General features: G+C 63.4%; 17 protein-coding genes. 1 reads left to right on the top strand and 16 read right to left on the bottom strand.

Features of this window, described 5'->3' with window-relative positions; all coding sequences use genetic code 11:
- Position 1: 1 nt before the first annotated feature.
- The 3 genes from AR689_RS13005 to AR689_RS12995 all read right to left on the bottom strand — a co-directional run bounded on the left by AR689_RS13005 (position 2) and on the right by AR689_RS12995 (position 3,610).
- A complete protein-coding gene (locus tag AR689_RS13005; RefSeq protein WP_062070760.1) occupies positions 2–2,419 on the bottom strand; it encodes a Tex family protein in 2,418 nt (805 codons plus the stop codon).
- Positions 2,420–2,590: 171 nt separating this feature from the next.
- Positions 2,591–3,025: a CBS domain-containing protein gene (locus AR689_RS13000; protein ID WP_062070758.1), complete on the bottom strand. Its 435-nt coding sequence runs from the start codon at positions 3,023–3,025 to the stop codon at positions 2,591–2,593.
- Between the two features lie 132 nt (positions 3,026–3,157).
- Complete coding sequence (locus tag AR689_RS12995; RefSeq protein ID WP_062070756.1) at positions 3,158–3,610, bottom strand: nucleoside deaminase; 453 nt, start codon at positions 3,608–3,610, stop codon at positions 3,158–3,160.
- Between the two features lie 145 nt (positions 3,611–3,755).
- Here AR689_RS12995 and AR689_RS12990 point away from each other — a divergent pair, with 145 nt between their 5' ends.
- Positions 3,756–7,346: a TM0106 family RecB-like putative nuclease gene (locus AR689_RS12990; protein WP_062070754.1), complete on the top strand. Its 3,591-nt coding sequence runs from the start codon at positions 3,756–3,758 to the stop codon at positions 7,344–7,346.
- Here the strand turns inward: AR689_RS12990 and AR689_RS12985 are convergent.
- The 13 genes from AR689_RS12985 to AR689_RS12925 all read right to left on the bottom strand — a co-directional run bounded on the left by AR689_RS12985 (position 7,333) and on the right by AR689_RS12925 (position 19,388).
- Positions 7,333–8,169 (bottom strand): triose-phosphate isomerase family protein, encoded by an 837-nt coding sequence (locus AR689_RS12985; protein ID WP_062070752.1) that lies wholly within the window; start codon positions 8,167–8,169, stop codon positions 7,333–7,335. The two genes, AR689_RS12990 and AR689_RS12985, sit on opposite strands and share 14 nt — an antisense overlap.
- A 3-nt stretch (positions 8,170–8,172) precedes the next feature.
- Positions 8,173–9,522, bottom strand: coding sequence for an MFS transporter (locus AR689_RS12980; protein WP_062070750.1), 1,350 nt, complete (start codon positions 9,520–9,522; stop codon positions 8,173–8,175).
- Positions 9,523–9,669: 147 nt separating this feature from the next.
- A complete protein-coding gene (locus tag AR689_RS12975) occupies positions 9,670–10,434 on the bottom strand; it encodes an SDR family NAD(P)-dependent oxidoreductase (protein WP_062070748.1) in 765 nt (254 codons plus the stop codon).
- A gap of 21 nt (positions 10,435–10,455) precedes the next feature.
- Positions 10,456–11,445: a 3-hydroxyacyl-CoA dehydrogenase family protein gene (locus AR689_RS12970; protein ID WP_062070746.1), complete on the bottom strand. Its 990-nt coding sequence runs from the start codon at positions 11,443–11,445 to the stop codon at positions 10,456–10,458.
- Positions 11,446–11,447: 2 nt separating this feature from the next.
- Positions 11,448–11,930: a ribose-5-phosphate isomerase gene (locus AR689_RS12965; RefSeq protein WP_062070744.1), complete on the bottom strand. Its 483-nt coding sequence runs from the start codon at positions 11,928–11,930 to the stop codon at positions 11,448–11,450.
- The gene (gene dhaL / locus AR689_RS12960) at positions 11,927–13,699 is read right to left on the bottom strand and encodes a dihydroxyacetone kinase subunit DhaL (protein WP_062070742.1); all 1,773 of its coding nucleotides are present in this window, start codon (positions 13,697–13,699) and stop codon (positions 11,927–11,929) included. The genes AR689_RS12965 and dhaL overlap by 4 nt, the downstream gene beginning before the upstream one ends.
- A gap of 4 nt (positions 13,700–13,703) precedes the next feature.
- Positions 13,704–14,705, bottom strand: a complete 1,002-nt coding sequence (locus tag AR689_RS12955) for a sugar phosphate isomerase/epimerase family protein (RefSeq protein ID WP_062073782.1) — start codon at positions 14,703–14,705, stop codon at positions 13,704–13,706.
- A gap of 141 nt (positions 14,706–14,846) precedes the next feature.
- On the bottom strand, positions 14,847–15,545 hold the full coding sequence (locus AR689_RS12950; RefSeq protein ID WP_062070740.1) for a GntR family transcriptional regulator: 699 nt from the start codon (positions 15,543–15,545) through the stop codon (positions 14,847–14,849).
- Between the two features lie 173 nt (positions 15,546–15,718).
- Positions 15,719–16,789, bottom strand: coding sequence for an alkene reductase (locus AR689_RS12945; protein WP_062070738.1), 1,071 nt, complete (start codon positions 16,787–16,789; stop codon positions 15,719–15,721).
- 79 nt (positions 16,790–16,868) lie between these two features.
- Positions 16,869–17,537: an SRPBCC family protein gene (locus AR689_RS12940; RefSeq protein WP_062070736.1), complete on the bottom strand. Its 669-nt coding sequence runs from the start codon at positions 17,535–17,537 to the stop codon at positions 16,869–16,871.
- Positions 17,538–17,596: 59 nt separating this feature from the next.
- Positions 17,597–18,145, bottom strand: a complete 549-nt coding sequence (locus AR689_RS12935) for an SIS domain-containing protein (protein WP_231745513.1) — start codon at positions 18,143–18,145, stop codon at positions 17,597–17,599.
- A gap of 101 nt (positions 18,146–18,246) precedes the next feature.
- Positions 18,247–18,834, bottom strand: coding sequence for a hypothetical protein (locus tag AR689_RS12930; RefSeq protein ID WP_062070732.1), 588 nt, complete (start codon positions 18,832–18,834; stop codon positions 18,247–18,249).
- A gap of 131 nt (positions 18,835–18,965) precedes the next feature.
- Positions 18,966–19,388: a hypothetical protein gene (locus AR689_RS12925; RefSeq protein ID WP_231745645.1), complete on the bottom strand. Its 423-nt coding sequence runs from the start codon at positions 19,386–19,388 to the stop codon at positions 18,966–18,968.
- Between the last annotated feature and the right edge of the window lie 21 nt (positions 19,389–19,409).

Genomic DNA, 19,409 nt, shown 5'->3' with positions numbered 1-19,409 from the left:
ACTAACCGAGTCCGGCCCTGCGCAATGCTTCGGCCATGGCCGTGTTCGCTGGCTCCTGGGACTGCTGGGGCTTGCCTTGCCGGGTATTGCCCTGCTGCGGCCGGCCCTGGCGGCGATCACCTTGTCCTTGCCGTTGAGCGCCCTGCCCCGGCTGGCCTGAACGCTGGCCCTGCTGGGCGCCTGAAGCACGCCCACCGGAGGTGCGCCCGCCAGCAGCGCCGGGTTCGTCGTCGAGCCTCAACGTCAGTGAGATGCGCTTGCGCTCAGGATCGGCCTCGAGCACCTTGACCCGGACCACTTGACCGGACTTCACGATCTCCCGCGGATCCGAAACGAACTTGTTGGACAGGGCCGAGACGTGAACCAGCCCGTCCTGGTGTACTCCGACGTCAACGAACGCGCCAAAAGCGGCAACGTTGGTAACAGTGCCTTCCAGGATCATGCCGGGCTTGAGGTCGGAGATCTTCTCGATGCCTTCCGAGAAGGATGCCGCCTTGAACGCTGGACGGGGGTCGCGGCCGGGTTTCTCCAGCTCCGACATGATGTCCTTAACCGTGGGCAACCCGAAAGTGCCGTCCACGAAGGCCTGCGGATCCAAAACACTGGCGGGTCCACCACCGGCGGCCACCAGGATCTTGCGTGCCACGGAGTACGCTTCCGGGTGCACACTTGAGGCATCCAGGGGCTCCGCTCCCCCGGTGATACGGAGGAAGCCGGCGCACTGCTCGAACGCCTTGGCGCCGAGCCGCGGCACCTTCTTGAGGTCGCTGCGCTTGGCGAACGGCCCATTCTCGTTCCTGTAGGCCACGATGTTCTCGCTGAGCAGCGGCCCGACGCCGGCCACCCGGCTGAGCAGCGCAGGCGAAGCGGTGTTCACGTCCACGCCCACCGCGTTCACGCAGTCCTCCACCACGGCGTCCAGTGAACGGTCCAGCTTCGCGGCGGTGACATCGTGCTGGTACTGCCCCACACCGATGGACTTCGGCTCGATCTTGACCAGTTCCGCCAGCGGATCCTGAAGCCGTCGGGCAATGGACACCGCACCTCGCAGCGAAACATCCATGCCCGGGAGCTCTGAGGCGGCGAGGGCAGAGGCTGAGTACACCGACGCTCCGGCCTCGGATACCACCAGCTTCTGGATGCCCTTGGAGCCGGCGGCGTCGAGGGACTTGATGAGCTCTGTGGCCAATTTGTCTGTCTCGCGGGACGCCGTTCCGTTGCCGATCGCCACGAGTTCCACGTTGTATTGCTTGGCCAGCCGTCCAAGGGTGGCCAACGCTTCGTCCCACTTCTTCGCAGGGGCATGCGGGTAGATGGTGTCCGTGGTGACAACCTTGCCCGTGCCGTCCACCACTGCCACCTTCACGCCGGTCCGGAGTCCGGGGTCGAGCCCAAGCGTCGCGCGGTTGCCGGCTGGAGCCGCCAGCAGGACGTCACGCAGGTTGGCGGCAAAAACGCGCACAGCTTCGTCTTCCGCGTCAGCAAACATGCGCCCGCGAAGGTCTGTGGTGAGGCGGTCCAGGATACGTCCACGCCAGGCCAGCTGCGCGGTCTGCGTCAGCCACGCGTCCGCCGGGCGACCCTGGTTCGCGACCCCAAGGCACGTGGCCACAGCGTTTTCGTACTTGCCGCGCGCGGCGGCCAGGGCGTCGTCGTCGGACGGGTCTGCTTCGGCGAGATCGAGCTCAAGGACGCCGTCCTTTTCACCGCGCAGCAAAGCGAGCACGCGGTGCGACGGCATGCCGGACGGCACCTGCGTGAACTCGAAGTAGTCCTTGAATTTCTGGCCCTCGGCCTCCATGCCCTTCTTGACCCGCGACACCATGCGTCCCTGCTTCCAGAGGCGTTCGCGCAGGTCCTCGGCCAAATCGGCGTCCTGCCCGACGCGCTCCACAAGGATTGCGCGGGCCCCTGCGAGCGCCGTGGCTGCGTCATCGATGGTGTGCTCGGCGTTCAGGTACTTGGCGGCTTCGGTGGCGGGGTCCAGTTGCGGGTTGGCGAGAAGGACGTCAGCCAGGGGCTCAAGGCCGGCTTCGCGGGCAATCTGGGCCTTGGTGCGGCGCTTGGATTTGAAGGGAAGGTAAATGTCTTCCAGCCGTGCCTTGGTCTCGGCCCCGACGACGGCGGCTTCCAGTTCCGGGGTCAGCTTGCCTTGGGCGGCAATCGCCTCCAGGACGGACGCGCGTCGTTCTTCCAGCTCACGCAGGTATCTGAGCCGTTCTTCAAGGTCGCGCAGCTGGGTGTCATCGAGCGTCCCGGTGACTTCCTTACGGTAGCGGGCGATGAAGGGAACGGTGGATCCGGCGTCGAGCAGTTCCACTGCGGCTTTGACCTGCCAGGTCTTGACGCCGAGTTCTTCGGCGATCTGGGCGTGGATGGCAGAGTCAGCTGACTGGTGTTGGAGATTTGAAGTCACCATGACAGTTTGCCTCACATGGCCGACAGTTTCAGAAGACGGGTATGCGGAAGGCCTATCCCGGGGGCGCTCTTAGTGCTGTAGTTGGACCATGGCTGCGTGAAGGAACGGGCCGCGAGGCGTTCCTCTAAGGGATGCCTCGCGGCGGCTGGTTTGGTTGCCGGTTTGCAGGCCTCAGTGGGCCATGTGCTCCTTGGCTGAGATGTGTTCCACCATTTCGCCCAGACGCTCTTCTGCGTAATGGTTGCGGGCAATATCGCCCTGGCTGATGATGCCTACCAGTTTGTGGTCGCTGATGACGGGGAGCCGGCGCACTTGGTGTTCCTCCATCATGGTGACGGCCTCCTCAACGTTGGCGTCCGCATCCACCCAATGGGGTTTGCCTGTGGCCAGCTCACTGGCGCGGACTTCGCGGGCGTCCTTGCCTTCGGCCAAACACTTGACCACGATGTCGCGGTCGGTGATGAAGCCGGTGAGCTTGCCGTCATGTCCGCAGATAGGGAGTGAACCGCAGTCCAGGTCCCTCATCAGCCTGGCGGCGTCCTGAAGAGTTTTGTCCTCTTCGATGCACTGGGCATTGGTTGTCATGAATTCACGTACGGCACTCATGGGTCCTCCTTCATCGATTGGGATCATCGACGAGGGGCCTCTCGGCACCGACGCCGATGATGCCAGCCTACGCTCGGAGGGTGACGGTGGCTAGGCGAATCCGGGCCCTTCCGAGCGCCCATTTCACCGCTGCTATTCTGCGATGTCCTCCGCCCACAATTCGGGGTGTTCCTTTTGGAAAGTGCGCATCATGTCCACGCACCGCTGATCGTTGAGGACTACTACATCCACACCCCGCGAACGGAGGAGGTCGAATTCACCGGGGAAGGTTTCTGCCTCGCCCACCACCACCCGGGGGATTTTGAATTGGATGATGGTTCCCGTGCACATCGCACATGGCGCCAAGGTGGTGTAGAGCGTGGTGTCACGGTATGTCTTCTGGCGACCGGCAGCCCTGAGCGCGGACATCTCGCCGTGTGCGATCGGGTCGCCATGCTGGACGCGCTCGTTGTGGCCGCTGGCTATGACGTCCCCGCCACGGGCCAGCGCGGCTCCGATGGGGATTCCGCCCTCGCTGAGGCTCTTTTGTGCAGCCTGGTAGGCGGCTTCGAAAGCGGGGTCCGGGCCTGGGGCTGTTTCAGTCATGGGTGCAGTCTAAAGTGGCCGGAAGCTGTTTTGTCAGGAGTTATTTTTGTCGAAGCTATTTTGTCGGGGCCCGCTGATAGCTTGACTGCAAGGGTTTATTCACGGCACGGAGTTATTCACGGCAAGGAGAGGTAGGTGGGTTGCGGTGTTCTTCCTCGAGCCCGAGACGGCGGGCGCACCCCAGGACCTGGTGTACTCCGCCAGCGACCTCGTTATTGCTGCCACCTGCGAGTACCAGTTGCTCAGGAAACTTGACGAAAAACTCGGCCGCATGCCCAAGCCTGAGTTCGCAACAGATGCCATGTTGGAGCGCACCGCCAAACTCGGAGACGATCACGAGCATCGGGTTCTTGACGAGTTCGTGGCTGAGTTGGGGCTGTGGGATCCGGCTTCCGGGAAAGGCGTTTACGACGTCGTCCCCGCCACTGCGATGGACCGCGCCACCCTGTCGGCCAAGCATGCGGAATCCATCGACGCCTTGCGTTCCGGAGCGGACGTCGTGTTCCAGGCGGCCTTCTTCGATGGTCAATTCCATGGCCGCTCAGATTTCCTGGTGAAACGCCCGGGCGGTCAGTACGCCGTCTTCGATACCAAGCTCGCCCGGCATGCCAAGGTCACGGCCCTGCTGCAGTTGGCGGCCTATGGAGATCAACTCATCCAGGCAGGGATCACCCCGGACCCTACCGTCACCCTGGTGCTGGGCAACCGTGTCCACAGCGACCACCCCTTGGCGCAAATCCTGCCTGTCTTCAAGGAACGCCGGGAACGCTTCCTTGGCATGACCCAAGCACATGGTGCGGAGACTGGACCGGTGGAGTGGGGCGACTCCCGGTATTCCGCGTGTGGCCGCTGTGATTACTGCGCTGAGCAAGTCCAGCTGCACCGGGATCTCCTCATGGTGGCGGGTATGCGGATCAGCCGTCGGAAAAAGCTGATCGAGGCCGGCGTCACCACCATTGACCATCTGGCTGCTCTCCCTGAAGCGGGTGATCCCACGTTGTTGCGGCTCCGGGAGCAGGCCCGGCTTCAGACCGGCGCCGGCACACCGGATGGTACGGTCATTTATACGGACAAGTCCGGAGAAGCCAAAGCCACCAGCTACAACGTTCTGCCGGACAACACGCTGGGCAGGCTACCCGCTCCCGATCCGGGCGATATCTTCTTCGACTTTGAAGGCGACCCCCTCTGGCAGGACCGCGTCACGGAAAAGTGGGGGCTGGAGTACCTGTTCGGGGTCATTGAGAATCCCGTTGAACCCGGCGCCCAGCCGGTGTTCCGGCCCTTTTGGGCGCACTCACGGGCTGAAGAGGGCAAGGCGTTTGTGGACTTCCTCGAGTACGTGGCCGAGCGACGCAACGAGTACCCCGGTATGCACATTTACCACTACGCCGCGTACGAGAAAACGGCCCTGCGCAACCTGTCCCTGACGCATGTGGTGGGCGAAACCGCCGTCGACGACCTCCTGCGCCAGGGTGTTCTGGTGGACCTCTACGATACCGTCCGGCACAGCATCCGGATCTCAGAGAACTCCTACAGCATCAAGAAGCTTGAGCCCCTCTACATGGGGCAGCACCTGCGCTCGGGTGAGGTGACCGACGCCGGCGCCTCCGTGGTTGCCTACGCCGACTACTGCACGGCACGGGACAACGGGAACCCGGGAGAAGCAGCCGCGATCCTCGAAGGCATCCGTGACTACAACGAGTACGACTGCCTGTCGACGCTGGAACTTCGCAACTGGCTCCTGGCCCGCGCAGCCGAGCGCTCCATACAGCCGGGCGGTGAAGCCGACGATGCTCCTGCACTTGACACGGAACCGGAGAAGTACGAGGCAGCACCGGAAGAAAGTGCGCTGTTCGACCACCTGGCAGGGTTGTCCGAGGAGGAAAGAGGGACCTCGGATTCACGTGCCATCGGCATTGTGGCCGCCGGAGTGGGATACCACCGCCGCGAGGACAAACAACATTGGTGGGGGCACTTCGACCGCGTCGAAAAGCCAACGTCGCAATGGCCTGACGAGCGCGACCTCTTCATTGTTGATCACGCTGAACTGCTCCAGGACTGGGCCAAACCCACGCCTCGGAGCAACCCGGTGAGGATCGTGAAACTCTTCGGCCGGTCCGGGGACGGCGCAGGGCTGGAACCTGGCAAGAAGTACTTCCGCATGTACGGCTCCCCGCTGCCGGAATCGCTGCAAGGTAAAGAGTCCACCGTGCTCGGCCGTGCAGGCTGGAACGGTACCTTGGTCACCGCGGTGGGCGACGACGAAGACTTCGAAACGGTGACCATCGCCGAGGGTCTCCGCAAGGACTCCACGGCGTTCAGCCAATGGCCCATGGCCTTGACCCCCGATCCACCTATTGCCACCAATGGTCAGCGCGCGGCACTCGCTGCTCTGGCAACACAGCTCAAAGACGCGCTTCCGCACTGGCCGCAGGATCCTGCGCTGGACCTGGTGCGAAGGAGGGCGCCCAAGCTTCGTAGCCTTCACGCCCTGCCTCCCGTGGAGCCGGGGCCTGACGGGTACATCGACGCCATCACCGCAGCCATCACTGACTTGGACCACTCCTATCTGGCTGTGCAAGGTCCGCCCGGGAGCGGCAAAACCCATGTGGGCGCCCATGTGTTGGCCCGGCTGGTGGCTGCAGGCTGGAAGGTGGGCGTGGTGGCCCAATCCCATGCCGTCGTGGAGAACATGCTCTGCGCCGCGGTGGACAAGGCCGGAGTAGATCCCGGGCGGGTGGCCAAGGAAGTCAAACACGACGACCCCGTACCGTGGACCCAATGTGCCAAAGGTGACGTGGAAGAACTGTTGTCCACGCCGGGCGGGGCCCTCATTGGCGGCACAGCCTGGACCATGGTGGGCAGCTCGGTCCCCGCCGGATCCCTGGACCTGCTAGTCATTGACGAGGCCGGGCAATTCTCGCTGGCCAACACCATGGCTGTGAGCCGCGCAGCCAAACGCCTTCTGCTGCTCGGCGATCCACAGCAGCTGCCCCAGGTCACCCAAGGCAAGCACCCTGAGCCGGTGGATGAATCAGCTCTGGGCTGGCTGTCAGATGGCTACAACACCTTGCCGCCCGAGCTGGGGTACTTCCTGGCATTGTCGTGGCGGATGCATCCGGACCTCTGCAGTGCCGTTTCGGAACTCTCCTACGACAACCTTCTGGAGTCAGCGCCCGCAGCGAAGGAACGTCACTTGGAGGGTGTCTCACCCGGTATCTCCTGCGTTTACGTCCCGCATACCGCCAACTCCACGTCCTCCTCCGAGGAAGCAGCGGAGGTGGTCCGGCAGGTCCAGGCCCACCTCGGCCTGACGTGGCTCGATGCATCGCGCTCAGCCGAGTCCCCGTCCGCCGAATCCCGTCCCCTCGAGGAGACGGACATCCTGGTGGTGGCCGCGTACAACGCCCAGGTCCAGTTGATCAAGCACCATCTTCGGGGCGCAGGTTTGAGCAAGGTCCGGGTGGGAACAGTGGACAAGTTCCAAGGCCAGGAAGCTCCGGTGGTCATTGTTTCCATGGCCGCGTCGGCTGCGGGAGAAGTCCCCCGCGGCATGGAGTTCCTGCTCTCCCGGAACCGGATCAACGTGGCGGTCTCGCGCGGTCAGTGGCGTGCCGTGGTGGTGCGTTCGCCCGAGCTGACCAACTACCTGCCCACGCATCCCGAGGGCCTGGAGAACCTTGGCGGTTTCGTGGCCCTCTGCCAGCGGAGTTCTTATACAGCTAACGCCCTTTAGAGGACGTTCTATGGGCATGAGCTGTAGAAAGACTCAGGGCCTCGTCCAAGACCTTGCCGAAGTTGGCGGCGTCGTGGGCAAAGCGACCGAGGAAAAGCCCGGACACCCCGTCCAACTGCGGCAAAAGTCCGGGCTTCGCCGAGCCGCCATAAATGACAGGAATCCGGGCCAGGCCGTGCTGGGCAAGCGCCGAACGCAAGGCACCTACCACCGTCGAAACATAGTCCGCCGAGGCGGGCTCGGGAGCTCCGATCGCCCACACCGGCTCATAGGCAATGACCAACGTGGAGGCAAGGGACCAGTCGCCGGACACTGCCGCTTCGATCTGCCGATACACAGTCTCCGCCGCTGCCGCCGGGCCCGCCGGATGGGCCAGGAGCTCTGGTTCCCCTACGCACAGCAGCGGCGTCAGCCCTGCGTCGACGGCGGCGCTGACCTTCAGCGCAATCATCGCCTCATCTTCGGCGAAGTACCGCCGACGTTCAGCGTGGCCGATCTCCACCCATTTCACGCCCAGTTCAACCAGCATCGACGGAGAAACTTCCCCCGTCCATGGGCCATCGGACCAGCCACAGTTCTGGGCGCCAAGAACCAGAGGCGTTCCCGCAACCAAGCGCGCCGCCTCGGGGAGCACCGGAAAGGACGGGATGACAAACGGGACCACCCGCCCGGCCGCGAGGGCCGGGCGGGCATCCACTTCAGCTACCAGTTGTTCCAACCACGCCAGGGACTGCGCGTAGCCCATGTACATCTTGGTGCTGACGCCTACGAACGTAGTGCCCAGCCCAGCGCGGGGGTCGGTCAGGGTACCTGGCAGCGTCACGGTCTACTTCTCCAACAGTTCGTCGGCTTTGTTGCTGAAGCGCTTGGTACCGAACATCAACAGCGCCGCGACGAACGGCAGGACACCCAGCGCGTAGACACCCATGGTGCCGGTGTCTGAGGCAGTGACCTGGTTGACCGTGGTGCGCAGGATCGGGGCAACGAACCCACCCAGGTTTCCCAAGGAGTTGATCAGCCCGATGCCGGCAGCCGCGGCGGTTCCGGTGAGGAACGCCGTCGGATATGACCAGCAAATGGGGCCGGTGGAGAGGAAGCTGCACACCGCGAGGGTTATGAAGATGATGCCCAGGGCGGGCATCTGGTTGGCACCGGCCCAGGCGGAACCGAAGATGCACAGGCCCGTGGAAATGAACAGAGCCGTTCCCCAGCGGCGACGACGTGCCACTGTGTTCGCGGCCTTGCCGATGAAGTAGCAGGCGAAGATGCCGAAGAACCACGGGATGGCTGCCAGAAGCCCGACGGCGATGCCCACCTTTTGGCCGGTCAGCTGCGCCACCTGCTGCGGAAGGTAGAACGTGACACCGTAGACCGCTACTTGCAGGCAGAAGTAGATGACGGTGAAGTACCAGACGCGGCCGTTACGCATGGACGCCAGGACACCACGTGGTCCGGTTTCTTCCTTGACCGTGTCTTCGAGCGCCATGACGTCAGAGAGCGCCCGCTTCTCTTCCTTGGTGAGGAACTTGGCATCCTGGGGGCTGTTGATGAGGAAGAAGTAGGCGGCAATACCGGCCAGGACTGCGAGCATGCCCTCAACGAAGAACATGACCTGCCAGCCGGCCACACCCGGAACCTGGTCGCCAATGTTGATGAGCCAGCCGGACAGCGGTGCACCCATCATCTGGGAGAACGGCTGGGCCAGGTAGAAGATGGCGAACATCTTCACACGGACCTTGTTGGGGAACCACGCCGCCAGGAACATGATGACGCCGGGGAACAGGCCCGCTTCGGTCACACCCAGCAGGAACCGCAGGATGATGAAGGACGTCTCACCCTGCACGAACGCGAAGCACGCCGAGACGATGCCCCAGGTGATGGCGATGCGGGCGAGCCATACCTTGGCGCCGAACTTTGTCAGCAGCAGGTTGCTGGGGATTTCGAACAGCGCGTAGCCGATGAAGAAGATACCGGCGCCCAGCGCGTAAGCACCGGCGGTGATTCCCCTGTCGACCTCCAACGCAGCTTCGGCGAAGCCAACGTTGGTGCGGTCCAGGAAGGCCACCACGTACAGGATGACGAGCATCGGCATGAGCCGCCGTGAGGCTTTGGATATGGCCGACTTCAGGACCGGCGTATCCAGCAACTCCTTGGTGGAATTGGCGGTTACTGACATTGAAACTCCTCTTTGAGTGACAGGAAATGACTAATGCGGCGCGATCAGCGCGGGAAGAAAATGAGCACCATGCCCACGGCGCAGGCGAGGATGCCGACGGCCAGGTAGATCTTGCGTTCTCTTGTCCAGGTCTTCATGAACAAGCGCCTAGTGCATGTACAGTCCGCCATCCACATTCAGCGTCTGGCCGGAGATGTATCCGGAGTCCTCGCTGATGAGGAAGGCGATGGCGGCCGCGATGTCACGGGTGGAGCCCACACGGTTCACCACAAGGTCCTTGGTCAGTTCATCCTTACGTTCCTGGCTCAGCGTTCCGCCCATGATGTCGGTGTCGATGGGACCGGGAGAGATGGCGTTGACGGTGATGTCGTACTCACCCAGTTCACGGGCGGTTGCGCGGGTCAGGCCGATGACGCCGGCCTTCGCCACGGAGTAGGGGGTCTTGGAGAACGTGCCACCGCCGCGCTGCGCGGAAACGGAGGAGATGTTCACGATGCGGCCGATCCGGTTCTTGACCATGGACTCGGCCACACGCCGGGTGGCGTAGTGGACGCCGTTGAGGTTGATGTTCAGGACCCGGTCCCACTCGGCCGGTTCCAGTTCCAGGTAACCGACCGGCGAGCTGACTCCGGCAACGTTGGCCAGTGCGACGATCTGCGGGAGCTCATTCTCGAGCTCGTCGATTGCGGCACGGACCTCGGCGTCGCTGGCCACGTTGGCGCCAACGCCGTGGGCCTGCACGCCGTATTCCGCGGCGATTTCCTTGGCTGCGATCTTGCAGGCGGCGTCATCAAGATCGATGATGCCGATGTTCCAGCCTTGGGCGGCCAGGTAGTTGACGGTGGCTCGGCCGATGCCGCGTTCGGATACGGCGCCGGTGACGATTGCGGTGCGTTCTGCGGGGAAAGTCATGTGGTTGTCTCCTGTGAAGAGTTAGTTGATGGGGGCCGGGCCGAGCTCTTCAATGAGCTTCTGCATGGCGACGTAGGCCTTGTTGCGGTAGGCGATGAGTTCCGGGGTGCGCTCGGCGGGAACGTTGAGGAAACCGGCGCCGGTCTTGGTGCCGAGCTTGCCCGCCTCCACCAGGTCGGAGAGGATCTTCGGCGTCGCGAATCGTTCCGGGAAGCCCGTTTGCAGCGACTTGTAGCAGAAGTTGTAGACGTCCAAACCGGCCATGTCGGCGATGGCGAACGGACCAAAGAAGGGCAAGCGGAAGCCGAACGTGGTACGCACCAAGGTGTCGACGTCGTCCGCTGTTGCGATGCCCTGCTCCACCAGCTGCGCTGCCTCGTGGAACAGCGCGTACTGCAGGCGGTTCAGCACGAAGCCGGTGACGTCCTTGACCACGGCGGTCTGCTTACCGGCCGCGTGCACCAACTCGCGCGCCGCTGCCACAGTTGCGGCAGAGGTTTCAGCGTGAGGGATGATCTCGACGCCGGGAATGAACGGCGACGGGTTGGAAAAATGCACACCCAGGAAGCGTTCCGGATGGGTGACGGCTTCAGCGAGGGACGCGATGGAAATGGTGGACGTGTTGGAACCGATCACGGCATCCGGGCGGGCTGCTGCGCTGATCCGGGCCAGGGACTGATGCTTGATTTCAAGTACCTCGGGAACGCACTCCTCGATGAAGTCCGCATCCGAGACTGCTTCCTCAATGTCCTTGGCAGCCCACAGGTTCTGCTTGAGGATCTCGGTGGACCCCTCAGGGAAAAGCCCATCCGCGATGAACTGATCCGACTCCACCAGCAGGCGGTCGTAGTTCTTCTGCGCCACCTCGGCAGAAACGTCGGCAAGAGCAACACGCGCACCGCCGAGCGCCAGGACCTGGGCGATGCCGCCGCCCATGTAACCCGAGCCGACGACGGCGATCTTCCGGGCTGCTTTGTTCGCGTTGCCTTCGGTTGTTTCAGATGTGGTCATGATCAGACTGCCTTCGTGTAGTCGGGCTCGTACGAGCAGATGGCGTCCACCTTGGCGGCGGAGGATGAAGTTTGATCGAAGCGGTGGTCGAGCCACTCCCCTACGAGCTTTTTGGCCAGTTCCAAGCCAATCACCCGCTGGCCCAGGGTCAGTACCTGGGCGTTGTTGCTGAGCACGGACCGTTCAACGGAGTAACTGTCGTGGGCTGTGACGGCGCGGATTCCCGGGACCTTGTTGGCCGCAATGGCCACTCCCAGCCCAGTGCCGCAGATCAACAGGGCCCGGTCTGCTTCACCTTCAGCGACTTTGCGGGCGGCGTCCACAGCGACGTGCGGGTAGGCAGTGGAATCGTTGAAGCCAACCCCGACGTCCGTCACGGACGCAACGCGAGGGTCCGCTTCCAGCAAATCTTTCAAGGCGTTCTTGTATTCGACACCGGCTTCATCATTGCCGACGACGATGCGCCAGCCTTGGTTGTTGCTCATGCTCGTGCTCCGTTTCCGGCCGCTGCCGCTGACGACGCGGTGGCCAGTTGTGAATCGGTGGCCAGTTGTGAATAAATAAATTGCGAAATCCTGGCGGCGATCAAGCCAAAGGACACAGCGCCGGGATCGGGGTGGCCGATGCTCTTTTCCGCGAGGGGACGTGCCCGGCCCTTGAGCGGCCGGAGTTCAGCTGTCTTCGCGGCAGCGGACTCTGCTGCCGCAGCGGCAACTGCCAAGGCCCGGTCAACGGGAGCCCCGCCGTCGAGCTCTGTGAGGAACGTGTCCCGGAACGGCAGGAGCGCATCCACCATGGTTTTGTCCCCGGGATCGGCTTTGCCGAGCTCGGTGATGGCGCTGACGAAGGCGTCCACGGCTGCGGCCGCGTCCTCCGAGGTGTAGGTTTCGCGGTTGCCCAGCGACAGCCCGGCCGCGATAAGTGCGGACCCCCACAGCGCGCCCGAGGTCCCACCGGCCCGCTCGCTCCACGCTTCCCCGGCTGCTGTCAGGATGCGTGCAGCAGAAGAACCGGCCGCAGCCTCGCTCGCTGCGGCTGCCGCATCCACGCCCCGCCGCATGCCGATGCCGTGGTCACCGTCGCCGGCGATCGCGTCCAGCTTGCCGAGTTCCTCAACATGTTCGACGACGACGTCCCGCACCTGGGCGAGGATGGCCACTGCCTGCCGCCCGAGTTCAGCGGCGGCCGGGGTGGGTTGTTCGACGTCGGCGGCTTCGGCGTCGTCTGCTGTTGTCTCGGTCCGGGCCGCGCGGGGCGACATGCTGCCTTTACGGAACGCCGGAGTGTCCGCAGGCGCTGCCCAATATTGCTCGAGTTCCTCGTCCAACCACAGCAGGGTCAGGGATAGTCCGGACATGTCCAGGCTGGTCACCAGCTCGCCGCACTCGGGTTCAACAACAGTGAGCCCTGCGGAGGTGAGCAGCTTTTCGATCTTGCCGAAAAGCAGGAACAGTTCGTCGTACTTGACTGTGCCAAGGCCGTTGACGATTGCCACCACGCGGTGGCCGGCGTCCTCCGGCTTGTCATTGAGCAGCTTGGCGACCAGGAGCTCGGCAAGCTCGGAGGCGGTGGGCATGGGGTGCTCGGAGATGCCCGGCTCCCCGTGGATCCCGAGCCCGAGCGACATCTGCCCGGCCGGCACGTGGAACAGTGGGTCCTTGGCGCCCGGGAGGGTGCAACCATCAAAGGCCACCCCCAGCGAGCGCGTCCGGTAGTTGGTCTTGATGGCCAGACGCTCGACGTCGTCAAGGTTCAGTCCCGCTTCTGCGGCGGCTCCGGCAATCTTGAAAACTGTCAGGTCGCCCGCAATGCCCCGACGCTTCTCGAGTTGCTCGATCGGGGCACTGGCGATGTCATCTGTGACGGTAACCGTGCGGGTTTCGATGCCCTCGGCGTTGAGCCGCAGCTGTGCTTGGCCGAAGTGGAGGACGTCGCCGGCGTAGTTGCCGTAGCTGAGCAGGACTCCCCCGCCGGCGTTGGCTGCCTTCGCTACGCGGTACACCTGGCCCGCCGCCGGGGAAGCGAACATGTTGCCGCAGGCGGAGCCGGTTGCCAGGCCTGGGCCCACCAGCCCGGCGAACGCCGGGTAGTGGCCTGAGCCGCCGCCTACCACCAGGGCAACTTGTCCGGCAGGGACTTCGGTGGAGCGGACCACTCCACCGTCAACGCGGGCAACGTAACCGCGGTTGGCGGCGACGAAGCCGTCCAACGCGTCGTCGGCAAAGTCTGCCGGGTTGTCGAAAATCTGTGTCATTTTCCTAGACTCCTGCGAGCTGGGTTGCCGGTACCTGGCGTCCCTGGGCTACCTGGCTCGTGCCGAGTTGGTAGCCGTCAGTCTTCGGCAGGACGTGCCGGCGGAGGTAGTCCTGGTTGCTCGCCGTGACGCTGAGGCCATCTCCGCCGTAGTGCTCGGTGCAAAGGATGCCTTGGAAGCCCACCGATACGGCGAACTTGAAGGCCTCGCGGTAGTTGATGAGCCCGCTTTCCATGGGGGCCGGCATGGTGATGTAGCTATCCCGGGCTACGTCTTCGTCCCGGATGTAGTTCTTCATGTGCCAGTAGTTGGAGTACGGGAGGGTCTTGGCCACCATGTCGCGCCAGTCTTCAATGGGCCGGTGCAGCCGGATGAGATTGCCGAGGTCAGGGTTCAGGCCAACGTTGTCCAAGCCGATGTCCTGGACCAGCTGGACGGAGGAGTCGGCGGTGCCCAGGTAGGTGTCCTCGTACATTTCCAGGGAGAGGAGGATGCCGGCCTCAGCCGCGTGCTTGCCGAGCTCACGAATTCTGGAGACTGCGTTGCCCCACACTTCCTTGTCCCCCACGGGATCCTTGTAGCCCTCCACGGTCCAGAACCACAGCTGCTTCTGCTGCTCCGGGGTAATGGCCTGGTGCAGCCCGAAGGACACTACTTCACAGCCAAGCTCGGCCGCGGCGTCGATGGTGCGGTGGCTGTAGGCGAGGTTATCGGCCCAGTCCGTGGCGTGAATGACACTGCGACGGATTGCGGAGATGACCGGGACGCCGATCCCCACTTCCTCGGCGGTCTGCTTGAACTCAGCGAGGCGTTCCTTGCTGAGGTCGCCCGGCCGGACCCAGCTGTCGGTGAGGTCCGCGTTGGCGAAACCCGCGTCCTTCACTTCCTGGAGGACCGAAGCCCAAGCGGAAGCATCGGCGTCGTTGATGTGCTGCCCCGCGGCATCGGTGCCGGGGAACTGCAGGAGGGCCGCGGTGATGGGCCAATTCTCGGCGGTGTACGCCATGATGATCACTCCTTCGTGGAATCCTGTTTCCTATAGGATTTACGAACGACGCAATACTGTCAAGACTTTTTCGAAACTTCCTAGATCCTATATGTCTTACATTTGAGTGTGAAGGGTGTGCAATCCGGCGGAATGACGGGCCTAGTCCTCCGGTGCGTCCGCCATGGCGCGGCCGCGAACCTTTTCCACGTGATCCACCATCATGGCCGCAGCCTTCTCCGGATCGCCGCCAATCATGGCATCCAGCACCGCCTGGTGCTCCGCGATCGCTTGCTCCGCGTCGGTAATGCCTACTCCCCCAAACAGTCGGAAGCGTTGAATCTGGCCACCCAGAGTGTTGTAGGCCGCGAGCAGGAATTGGTTACTGGCCTGCGCGGCAATGAGCTGATGAAACCGCTCATCTGCTTCGAGGTAGCTGCGATACTCCGCAAAAGACCCGCCCCTGGGAGCAGTTTTCAGGTCCTCCACCGCTTGTTTCAACGCATCCAAGCCGTCCGGAGTCATCCGAGAGCAGGCCAATCGAGCATTGACGGGCTCGATGGAAAGCCGGGCTTCCATGAGCTCAGCGAAGTCTTCCCGAGTGAACACCGGAGCCACCCGGTAGCCCTTCAACGCCACACGGCGCACCATTCCCGTATGCTCCAAACGGGCCAGCGCCTCCCGGACCGGAGTCGGCGAAACGTCCAGTTCGCGCGCCATCCCGTCAATGCTCACCGCGGCTCCGGGCTCCAGCCGACCATCCATGAGCCACTCAAGGAGGGCTTCGTAAACGTGGTCGGCCAGCACTTGGCGGCTGACAGGAAAGCCAGCGCGGGCAGCGGACGGGGAAGGATCAGCCATGGCTCAAATCCTATAGGAACGCCGGCAGCTGTCAGGGTATGCGCCCCCGTCACATTCCGCTCACCGTCCCCCTGTTGGGCGAGCACGCGTTAAATCACGACGTCGGCACCCGGGCGTGGGTGCCGACGTCGTGGTCTGGCTGGAATGCTGTGCGCTATTGGCGCCTCAGGCGCTTAGTTGGCGTAGAACGGGTAGTCGGTGTAACCCTCGGCGCCGTCGGCGTAGAACGTGGAAGCGTCCGGCTCATTGAGCGGCAGGCTCTCGCGCCAGCGGCGGGCAAGGTCCGGGTTGGCGATGGCGGGGCGACCCACCACCACAGCGTCTGCCAGTCCGTCCTCGATGATGGCAAAAGCTTCATCGCGGGTGGTGATCTCGCTGAAGCCGGTGTTCACCAGGAAAATGCCGTTGAATCGCTCGCGGAGATCCTGCACCAGGGCGCTCTTGGGATCGTGGTGGAGGATGCTCAAGTACGCCAGGTTCAGCGGAGCGATGGTATCCACCAACACTTCGTACGTTGCGCGGACATCGGCGGCGTCGGTTTCGGCGATTCCCTGCACGTTGTGCTCGGGGGAAATCCGGATACCTACACGGTTGGCACCGAGTGCCTCCACCACGGCGTTGACGGTCTCGATCACGAACCGGGCGCGGTTCTCCGGCGATCCACCATAGCTGTCCGTACGAACGTTAGAGTTCGGCGCCAGGAATTCGTGCAGCAGGTAACCGTTCGCGGAGTGGAGTTCAACGCCGTCGAACCCTGCCTCGATCGCGTTCTTGGATGCTGTGACGAGCTCCTGGATAACTCCCGGAAGTTCGTCGGTGCGGAGTTCACGCGGAACCGGGTACGCCTGCTTGCCGTTGGGAGTACGAACCTCACCGTCGATGGCTACGGCGCTGGGGCCCACAATCTCGTGTCCGCCGGTGATGTCCGCGTGCGAAACGCGGCCGCCGTGCATGATCTGAGCGAAGATGCGGCCGCCCTCAGCGTGAACGGCGTCGGTGACTTTCTTCCAGCCCGCGATTTGCTCCTCGGTGACCAAACCAGGCTGCCCCGGGTACGACCGGCCCGCAGGCGTCGGATAGGTGCCTTCGCTCACGATCAGCCCAAGGGAGGCCCGCTGCCGGTAATGCTCAGCGATCAACGAACCCGGCACGCCGTTCTCCCCCGCGCGGAGTCGCGTCAGGGGCGCCATCACCAGTCGGTTGGAAAGTTCAAGCTCGCCGAGGGCCAGAGGGGAAAACAGCATGCGCAGTTCCTTTCAGAATGAATCAGGTTCACCTTGGGCAACTGCATGGCGTCTGCAACTATTCCGGAGGAGGCGGACATCACACGGCAGGGCTGGCATCCTCCACGACTTCACCTTTGAGGTGTTCAGCCAAACCAGCCAGGAAGGCCTCGGACTGCCGCCGCATGGCCTGCTCGTCAGCGGCGAAGCCGGGGGGCATCTCCACCCGCTCTTCGAGAGTCAACCGGCACCCTGTTCCAGTTGGTTCCAAGCGGTACGTCGTTCTAACGCCCACATCACTGGGCGGAAGAACTGGCTCTGTCACCGCCAGCCGGCCCGGAATTTCCTCAATTATTTCGATGACGTGGATCTGGCCGTTCCTGAGAAAAAAACACTGCCGCTCCCCCGGACCGTCCTCAATGGCAGGCACGGAAAAGGCGTGTTCCACATCCACCCCCAAGGCGACGGCAGCCTCGGCCGGCCTGATGGCAGACCACACAACGGCCGGCTCACACCTATACTCAGCTGTGCTCGTTGTTGTGGTGATACTGCCGGTAGATGCTACGGCCGGAACTTTAGACACCCGCCTGCCCCTCCGGTCTTCCGTAGCGCCATGAACAAAGGTCAGCAACAGTCCAGCCAACAAGACGGCAAGGAGAGGGAATCCGCGGTTGTCGCCATTCTCGAGAAGGGCTGCTCCCAGCAGCGACAACGAGACGAGTCCGGCCAGCACCAACAAGCCGAAATAGGCATAAACCGTGTTCTTCACCCGAACACACTGCCACAGGCGCCGATGGAACAGCCAGAGGAAACGCAGGTGATGTGAAGTTACTCCTTCGCCACGTACTTCAGGGCATCCTCGAAGCACTCGCACAGCGCCAGCACCGCCACAAGATGGGCTTCCTCGGCGTGAGGAGGATCTGTGTCGATGCAGATTGACTCGTTCACCGACTGCGCGAGGTCCTTGGATTCCTTGCCCGTAAGCGCCCACACCAGCGCACCTTTTGATTTCGCGGCGGCGGCAGCCTCCCGGAGGTCCTCAGTGATGCCCTTCGCAGCGAGCAGGACCACGATGTCACCCCGGCGCACTTGGCTGGATATCTGAGCACCCATGCTTCCGGTGGACCCGTTTGAGCCGGCAACGGCTTTGGTAATGGAGATGGCTTTGAAGCCGGCCCCATCCACGGGATCGTGGGCGTTCAGCTCCGACGTGAACCTCTGCGCTTCGTGCGAAGAGCCGTCACTGCCGGCAGCGAAGACGGTTCCGCCACGCAACCGGACCCGGGCCAACTCTTCGCCCCACTCAGCAAGCCGCGACGACTCCCGGCGCAGGGCCGCTACGGCGGGGCCGATCTCGCCCAAGTGCCCCAAAACCACGTCTACCGCATGCCGATTCGGCTTCGATCCAGTAGAGCGCATCGCCTGACCTGTCCGCCTCACCACGATACTCACTTCCCTACCTCCGGTCTTCCCTGAACCTACAATTTCCTGTCACTATCACGCGTTGTGCCGTCACGGCCGCTGCGGTCGCGGGTAAGCCGCTCCCCCTCGGTTATGTTTGACCGATCGCGGTCAGCGTCGTCACGATCCGCATCGCGCGGACCTTCCGCGTCATACGCGCGGTCAGCGCCAGGCGAGCGGTCAGCGCCAGGCGAGCGGTCGGCGTCGTGCGAGCGCTCAGGTGCATGCGAGCGGTCGGGTTCACGGGTGCGGTCGGCGTCGTGCGAGCGGTCGGGGTGCGAGTTCGGATCAAGCTTGTCGGCGTGACGAAGATGTTCCTCGACGCGCTCGTGGGCTTCTCCTGCTTTGTGAGCGTGCTGTTCCGCTTCCCTGCGGAGCCGGTTAGCTTCGACTTCTGCCTGGAGCGCGGCGGCCTCTGCCTGGGCCGCCTCGGCTTTCGCTTGGTGAGCGCCGATGGCTTCCTCTGCCGCCTTCTCTCGCAACTCCTCGGCCCGATGACGGTTGACTTCGGCTTTTTTGCGTCGCCCGATGACAATTGCGACGATCACAACGGCGATGACGACGACGGCCAGCACGATGATCAGTACCAGTGTTCCTGTATCCATGTGCGTTACCTCCTTGGTGAGCAGCTTTCGTGGGCGCCGCTCGTGGCCCGTGCTGGTTTAGTACGTAAAATCCTTGGTGCCTGAGGTTGCTGAGATGTTGCGCCCCCGGGTGTCCTCAAAACGACGGGTACTCAGACGGGCAGCTCCATCCGGAAGCCGCACCTGCACTGGATGACACGGGTCTTCAGGTAGACATCGAGCAGTCCGTCATCCACGTCTTCGGTGGTCATGGGCGCATACACGTTGCGGGCCGAGGATTCGGCGAAGGCCATGGGCTCGCCGCAGTGAAAATACTGCCCACCGAATTGGAGCAGACCGGACCCGTTTCCGCTTCGGTTGAGGACTGCGGCAACGTCTCGGAACGGCGCGCTGTGAGCATAGGACGCCTCACAGCCCTGGCACGCGTAGGTCACCCAGACGGCCAATTCGCCTGCATGCGGTTCGATGGATTCGATAGTCTCCAGCTTCAGGCGATCCGCTGACCCGCAGCGGCCGCAACTGAGCGCCTTGGGAGGTAAATGCGACACGCCTCCGGAAACCAGCGGATTCTTCATGATGGACAACGCGATCACTCC

Source organism: Arthrobacter sp. EpRS71, from assembly GCF_001512285.1.
Classification (GTDB): domain Bacteria; phylum Actinomycetota; class Actinomycetes; order Actinomycetales; family Micrococcaceae; genus Arthrobacter.
This window is presented reverse-complemented; position numbering and strand designations above follow the sequence as displayed.